The following is a 7,067-nucleotide window of genomic DNA, read 5'->3' on the forward strand; positions in this document are numbered from 1 at the left end:
GCGTGGGAAACGTTGTTGCCGCTCATCGGCGCTTTCCCAGTTACTTGGCATACGCGTGCCATATGAGAGCACTCCTAAAACGCTTAAATTCGGGGTTCAAGCCTGGGTCGGGCCTAACAGGAAAGGTCGACACCGCCGCTTTTCTCGCCGTTCCTAGTGGGATCGGGGTAGGGTATGCACCGCGATGGCGCTTACCAACCAAACTCCGACCAAACTAAGCCGCGTGAAAGCGATGGATGGTAGACGGCGGGCGGCCCTAAAGATACCGAAAGATCAATAAAGGGCACGACAAGCCGATCGCAACCAATCGCAACCGATGGCGGCGACCTCCCCCCAAGCTTCTGAACGGGGTTGGAAACAGGCAGACGGCGATTCTAGCAGAAAAACCGCCGAAAAATCAAATCGAATTTGCGCTTATGTGTGGGCGGGCCGGCGGCGACCTCGTTTCCTTTCAGAGCCAGCCGGCGTGAGCGAACGAAAACACATCGTGGCGGCCGACCACGAGGTGGTCGACGAGCCGCACGTCGATCAGCCCGAGCGCATCGCGCAGCACGCGTGTGAGTTGGCGATCGCTCGCACTCGGCTTGACCGCGCCGGACGGATGATTATGCGCGACGATGAGGCTCGCGGCGTTGGTTTCGAGCGCGCGCCGCACGATCTCGCGCGGATAGACGGCGAGGCGGGTGAGCGAACCGCGCGAACTTTCCTCGGTGTCGATCAGCCGGTGCCGCGCATCGAGGAACAGGCACACGAACACCTCGTAGGGCCGCGTGCCGATCAATAGCCGCACGTAATCGCGGACAGCGGCCGTCGAATCGACGAGCGGCAGCTCCCGCGCTTGTTCGGCCAACGCGCGCCGCGCCATTTCGATGACGGCCAGCAACACCGCTATCTTCGCCGGCCCGATGCCGCGCAGGCCGTCGAAATCGGCTCGTGTGGCGTCGAGCATCGCGCGCAGCGAGCCGAAGCGTTTCAGCAATGAGCGCGCGACTTCGAAGACGTCGTGACCCGGCAGCCCGCAACCGAGGAAGATCGCGATGAGTTCGGTGTCGGAGAGCACGGCTGGGCCCGCGCCAAACAGCCGCTCGCGCGGCATGTCGCGTGCGGCTGCGGCTGCGGCGCGCGCCGGGCGCTTGACTACGGCGGAACTATCTTGCATCTGTCATCCTCCCAATACCGGTTGTCGAGCGGGACGGCCGGTGCGCGGATGGGCGCACGCTGCCCGACACGAGGTGGCTTACAATAGAGACTTTGCGTGGGGAGGCCATCCGTGGGGAGGCCATCCGTGGGGCGGCCATCCGTGGAATCGCCATTGCCGGGCGCCCAGGCGTGCGGCTCCGCGCCCATGCCCCTTCGCGCCGCGCAAGTCCCGTTTGCCCAACGAGTAACAGCATGAGCATCATCGATATTTCAGAAGTGAAGGCCGGTTCGCATGTCACGCTCCACTACCGGCTTGCACTTGCCGACGGCGCCGACATCGTCAATACGTTCGGCGACAAGCCGGCGACGCTGCTGCTGGGCGCCGGGCAACTGGCCGAACCGCTCGAGGACATTCTCATCGGGATGAAGACGGGCGACCATTCGACCTTCCGGCTAGCCGAAGGGCAGGCGTTCGGCCCGCGCAACCCCGATCTCATCCAGCGCGTGTCGCTCGCCACGTTGCGCGAGAACGGTATGGTCGGCGAGGATTTCTCCCCGGGCGACCTCATCGAATTCAATGCGCCGAGCGGCGGCCGCTATGCGGGTGTGCTCAAGGAAGTGGGCGAAACGTCGGCCCTGTTCGATTTCAATCACCCGCTCGCCGGTCAGGCGTTGACGTTCGAAGTGCACATCATCGGAATTCTGTAGCTATGAGCCTCACGGATACTTCTCTCGCCGCTGCCGAGGCGGAAATCTTGCTCGCGCAGCCGCGCGGCTTTTGCGCCGGCGTCGATCGGGCCATCGAGATCGTCGAGCGTGCCATCGCGCTCTTCGGCGCGCCGATCTTCGTTCGTCACGAGATCGTGCACAACGCGTACGTTGTCGAGGATCTGCGTAAGAAGGGTGCGGTCTTCGTCGAGCAACTCGAGGAAGTGCCCGCGGGCAGCACCGTGATATTTAGTGCGCACGGTGTTTCCAAGGCGGTCCGAGAGGAAGCCGAGACGCGCGGCCTGCGCATTTACGACGCCACGTGTCCGCTCGTCACGAAGGTTCACATCGAAGTGGCGAAGATGCGACAGGAAGGGCTCGACATCGTCATGATCGGCCACAAGGGGCACCCCGAAGTGGAGGGCACGATGGGGCAGTGCGGCGAGCGCATGTATCTCGTCGAGAGCGTCGAAGATGTCAACGCGCTCGAGGTGGACGACCCGTCGCGAATCGCCTTCGTCACGCAGACGACGCTGTCGGTCGACGACGCCGCCCACCTGATCGCCGCGTTGAAGGCGCGCTTCCCGTCGATTCGGGAGCCGAAGAAGCAAGACATTTGCTATGCGACGCAAAATCGCCAGGACGCCGTCAAATTCATGGCGCCTCAGTGCGATGTCGTGATCGTCGTCGGCAGTCCCAATAGTTCGAACTCGAACCGGTTGCGGGAAGTGGCCGAAAAGCGCGGTGTGCCGGCCTATATGGTGGACTCGCCCGATCAGATCGATCCCGCCTGGGTGGAAGGCAAGCGGCGCATCGGCGTGACCGCCGGTGCATCTGCCCCCGAGGTGCTGGCTCAGGCCGTGATCGAGCGGCTGCGGCAAGTTGGCGCGCGCAACGTCCGCGCGCTCGAGGGGATCGAGGAGAACATCGCGTTTCCCCTGCCGCGCGGGCTCACGCTGCCGAGCTAATAAAGAAGCAGATAGATAAGAAACAGATGGGTCCGCGCAGCAGCAATGATTTTTGCGTCGGATCCGATCTCGGGGTTTTCCCCTAATTCGATATATTTTCAAGAAAGGCGCGTCCGACTGTGGCGCGCTTTTTTATTTGACGATGGGCCGCCGTCCCGGAAGGTTGCTCCCAATAAACGCTCGAAAGTCGCAACCAGGTTGCGACTTGCACCAAATAAGGGCCTCAAAAAAAGGTTGCAATGCAGGAAAACCCTGGCGGCTCAGCATATTGGCCGTTCGATAATTAGAGTTACAATGCGCGCGTCCTCAAGGTCCCCGGGCCTTTTGGCATCGGTAAGAGCAAGGCGCAGGAGACCTAGTTAATGCAAGTCAAGTTTGCTTCCGCCGCATCGAGCAAGACGAAAGGCGGCGAGGCGAGCATCGGTGTCGCGGCATGGGCCGTCGCGGTGTCGACGAATGAAACGGCGACTATCGTCACCTCGGGGCAAACCGCGTGGTTGGCGGCAGCCCCTGCGTCTCACTTTCCGGACAAACAAAACAAAAAGCAGGTTGCGGCGCGGTTGAGTGGCCGCGCGCGGCCGGCCCGCCTTCATCGGCTCGTGCGTGGTCGCACGCCGGCGTCGGCGATTCTCCCCATCCGCAGCGAACGCTCCGAATCGAGCGCGTGCGCGATTGGCGGAAAATTTTCGACGAGTGTGTGCTCTGCAACGCAGGCCGCGCTCGAAATCGGAGCAACAATCCTTGCGGGCGGCGTGCGTGCCGGCAAGGAGATGTCGTCCGCGCCCGGTGCGCGGCGGGATCGCGTCGGTTTGCAGGCAGGCTCAATGCCCGCGTGCCGACACCAGGATGCAGGCTTCGCGCAGCTTGGCGAAGGCCGCTTCCGCACGGTGGCGTCGGATGCCGTTCACGCGGCACTCGACACAAAGCAGTGCGCTGCCTCGATCGAGGCGCCCAACATGCCGAAGGCGATGATCACCCCGCACACGCGTGCGAGGCCGGCCCTCATCACCCTCGGCGTTCAGGGCGGTTCGCGAGATGGCGACATTACGCTTCACGACTTCAAGGACAGCGTACGCGCGGTTCTCGACGTCGTGAAGGTGTAGTGACGGAGCATGGCAACGCGACGGCACCGAATACCCGACGGTGCCGTTTTTGCATCCGCCTTAACGGGTCTGCCGCCGAATCACGGTTTCGAGCGGTATCCGTGGGGCGGCCGACCCTTACCGGTTTTTTTTGATCAGTACCCGCAGTGCCGTTGCGGTTTTCGCCGACCGTCCGCGTTACAACCGGCGCGAAGCGAAGATCCAGTCGCACGGGCTAAGGAGCTTTAAATGGATATCTTCATCCAGCAGATCCTCAACGGTCTGGTGCTTGGTAGCGTCTACGCCATCATTGCACTCGGCTATACGATGGTGTACGGCATCTTGGGCATCATCAACTTCGCCCACGGCGACGTGCTGATGGTCGGTGCGATGGTCGCTCTATCGACCATCAACGTGCTGCACAATCACTTTCCCGGGCTCGGCAACATACCGACGCTCATCATCGGGCTCGTTGTCGCCGCGGTCGTTTGCGCGATCGTCGGGTACGTCATCGAGCGGACGGCCTATCGGCCGCTGCGTCGCGCTCCGCGTCTGGCCCCGCTGATCACCGCCATCGGCGTGTCGATTCTGCTGGAAACGCTGGCCATGATGATCTGGTCGCGCAATCCGCTCCCGTTCCCGCAATTGATCTCGACCGATCCGATCAACGTCATCAAGGCGACCGACACGTCCGTCGGTGCCGTGATCTCGATGACTGAAATCACGATCATCGTCGTCGCGTTCCTGATGATGGGCGCGCTGCTCCTGCTCGTGCACAAGACCAAGCTCGGCCGCGCGATGCGTGCGATCGCCGAAAATCCGAACGTCGCGAGCCTGATGGGCGTGAACCCGAACTTCGTGATCTCGGCCACCTTCATGATCGGCTCGGCCCTTGCTGCCTTGGCCGGCGTGATGATCGCCTCCGAATACGGCAACGTCCACTTCTACATGGGCTTCATCCCCGGCATGAAGGCGTTCACCGCCGCGGTGCTCGGCGGGATCGGCAACCTCGGCGGCGCGATGGTCGGCGGCGTGGTGCTGGGCCTCATCGAACAGCTGGGCGCAGGCTACATCGGCAATCTGACCGGTGGCGTGTTCGGCAGTAACTACCAGGACGTGTTCGCATTCGTCGTGCTGATCGTCGTGCTGGTTTTCCGTCCGTCGGGCCTGCTGGGCGAACGTGTCGCGGATCGCGCGTAAGGCAAGGAGCAAAGCAAAATGACTTCAATTCAACCGATCGAGCCGTCCACGACGCTCATCCCCGAGAAAAATGCCACGAAATCGCTCGTCGTGGGTGTGCTGACGGCTATCTTCGTCATCGCGGCGCCGTTGATCATCGGCGCGGCCGGCGGCAATTACTGGGTGCGCGTGCTCGACTTCGCGATGCTCTATGTGATGCTGGCCCTGGGCCTGAACGTGGTGGTGGGTTTCGCCGGCCTGCTGGACTTGGGCTACATCGCGTTCTATGCGGTGGGCGCATACACGGCGGCACTGCTCACGTCGCCGCACTTGTCCACGCAGTTCGCTTGGATCGGCCACATCTGGCCGAACGGCATCCATCTGTCGTATTTCATCATCGTGCCGATCGCGATGGGCCTGGCGGCATTGTTCGGCGTGCTGCTCGGTGCGCCGACGCTGCGTCTGCGCGGCGACTACCTGGCGATCGTGACGCTCGGCTTCGGGGAAATCGTTCGGATCTTCATGAACAACCTGGACCGTCCGATCAACATCACGAACGGGCCGCAAGGGATTACCGGTGTCGATCCGGTGCACGTCGCGGGCTTCAGCTTGGCGCAAACGCACACGCTGTTCGGCTTCTCGTTGCCGTCGGTGTACTCGTACTACTACCTGTTCGTGCTGTGCTCGCTGTTCGTGATCTGGGTGTGTACGCGCTTGCAACACTCGCGTATCGGCCGTGCTTGGGCCGCGATCCGCGAAGACGAAATCGCTGCCAAGGCGATGGGCATCAATGTGCGTAACGTGAAGCTGCTCGCGTTCGCGATGGGCGCTTCGTTCGGCGGCCTTTCGGGTGCGATGTTCGGCGGCTTCCAAGGGTTCGTCTCGCCCGAGTCGTTCACGTTCTGGGAATCGGTCGTGGTGCTCGCTTGCGTGGTGCTCGGCGGGATGGGCCACATCCCCGGCGTGATTCTGGGCGCCGTGCTGCTGGCGATCTTCCCGGAATTCCTGCGCTCGACGATGGGTCCGCTGCAGCATTGGCTCTTCGGCCATCAGATTCTGGATACGGAAGTGATCCGTCAGCTGCTGTACGGCCTGGCGATGGTGCTCATCATGCTGTACCGCTCGGAAGGCTTGTGGCCCGCTCCGAAGCACGAGGACAAGATCGCGAAATTGGCCAAGCGCAACGCCAAGAAGCCGGCGCGCGCTTAACGCTCGACGGAACGGGAGTCTATCTATGAGCAACAAAAGCATTCGTTTGTCCGTCAAGGGCGTGAACAAGCGTTTCGGCGGCCTGCAAGCGCTGTCGGACGTGGGCCTTCAGATCGAAGAAGGCACGATCTACGGTTTGATCGGCCCGAACGGCGCCGGCAAGACCACGTTCTTTAACGTGATTACGGGCCTGTACACGCCCGATTCGGGCGATTTCAAGCTCGACGGCAAGGACTACACGCCCACCGCCGTGCACCAAGTGGCGCAGGCCGGCATCGCCCGTACGTTCCAGAACATTCGTTTGTTCGGCGGCATGACCGCGCTGGAGAACGTGATGGTGGGCCGTCACGTGCGCACGAAGCACGGGCTGCTGGGCGCGGTGTTTCAGACGCCGGCCGAGCGTCAGGAAGAGCGCGAGATCAAGGAGCGCGCGCTCGAGCTGCTCGAGTACGTGGGCGTGCTGCAATACGCCGATTACACGTCGCGCAACCTCTCGTACGGCCACCAGCGCCGTCTGGAGATCGCACGTGCATTGGCCACGGATCCGAAGCTGCTCGCACTGGACGAGCCGGCGGCGGGGATGAACGCGACGGAGAAGGTCGAGCTTACGCGTCTGCTGGAAAAGATCCGCGACGACGGCAAGACGATTTTGTTGATCGAACACGACGTGAAACTCGTGATGCACCTGTGCAACCGCATGACGGTGCTCGATTACGGCAAGGTGATCGCTGAAGGTCTGCCGCAAGACGTGCAGAAGAACCCGAAGGTGATTGAGGCATAT

At 62.3% G+C, this 7,067-nt stretch carries 8 protein-coding genes; 6 read left to right on the forward strand and 2 right to left on the reverse strand.

Going from position 1 to position 7,067, the window contains the following annotated elements:
- Both ACTHN9_RS19955 and radC read right to left on the reverse strand, forming a co-directional pair.
- On the reverse strand, window positions 1-62 hold a 62-nt coding region (locus ACTHN9_RS19955; RefSeq protein ID WP_440538511.1), incomplete at its 3' end, for a large ribosomal subunit protein bL28.
- A gap of 389 nt (window positions 63-451) precedes the next feature.
- Window positions 452-1,159 (reverse strand): RadC family protein, encoded by a 708-nt coding sequence (gene radC, locus ACTHN9_RS19960; protein ID WP_440538504.1) that lies wholly within the window; start codon window positions 1,157-1,159, stop codon window positions 452-454.
- Between the two features lie 233 nt (window positions 1,160-1,392).
- Between radC and ACTHN9_RS19965 the strand changes: the two genes are divergently transcribed.
- From ACTHN9_RS19965 to ACTHN9_RS19990, 6 genes are all read left to right on the forward strand, one after another.
- Entirely contained in the window at window positions 1,393-1,848 is a 456-nt protein-coding gene (locus ACTHN9_RS19965) for an FKBP-type peptidyl-prolyl cis-trans isomerase (RefSeq protein WP_440538505.1), read from the forward strand.
- A gap of 2 nt (window positions 1,849-1,850) precedes the next feature.
- Window positions 1,851-2,816 carry a 4-hydroxy-3-methylbut-2-enyl diphosphate reductase gene (ispH, locus tag ACTHN9_RS19970; protein ID WP_440538506.1) on the forward strand — a complete coding sequence of 322 codons (966 nt, stop codon included), beginning with the start codon at window positions 1,851-1,853 and terminating at the stop codon, window positions 2,814-2,816.
- Between the two features lie 362 nt (window positions 2,817-3,178).
- Window positions 3,179-3,919 carry a hypothetical protein gene (locus ACTHN9_RS19975; protein WP_440538507.1) on the forward strand — a complete coding sequence of 247 codons (741 nt, stop codon included), beginning with the start codon at window positions 3,179-3,181 and terminating at the stop codon, window positions 3,917-3,919.
- A gap of 228 nt (window positions 3,920-4,147) precedes the next feature.
- Window positions 4,148-5,098 (forward strand): branched-chain amino acid ABC transporter permease, encoded by a 951-nt coding sequence (locus tag ACTHN9_RS19980; RefSeq protein WP_440538508.1) that lies wholly within the window; start codon window positions 4,148-4,150, stop codon window positions 5,096-5,098.
- Between the two features lie 18 nt (window positions 5,099-5,116).
- Window positions 5,117-6,286: an ABC transporter permease subunit gene (locus ACTHN9_RS19985; RefSeq protein ID WP_440538509.1), complete on the forward strand. Its 1,170-nt coding sequence runs from the start codon at window positions 5,117-5,119 to the stop codon at window positions 6,284-6,286.
- A gap of 25 nt (window positions 6,287-6,311) precedes the next feature.
- Window positions 6,312-7,067: ABC transporter ATP-binding protein (locus ACTHN9_RS19990; protein WP_440538510.1), on the forward strand; the 756-nt coding region annotated here is incomplete at its 3' end.

Source organism: Trinickia sp. (assembly GCF_051953405.1).
Lineage (GTDB): Bacteria > Pseudomonadota > Gammaproteobacteria > Burkholderiales > Burkholderiaceae > Trinickia.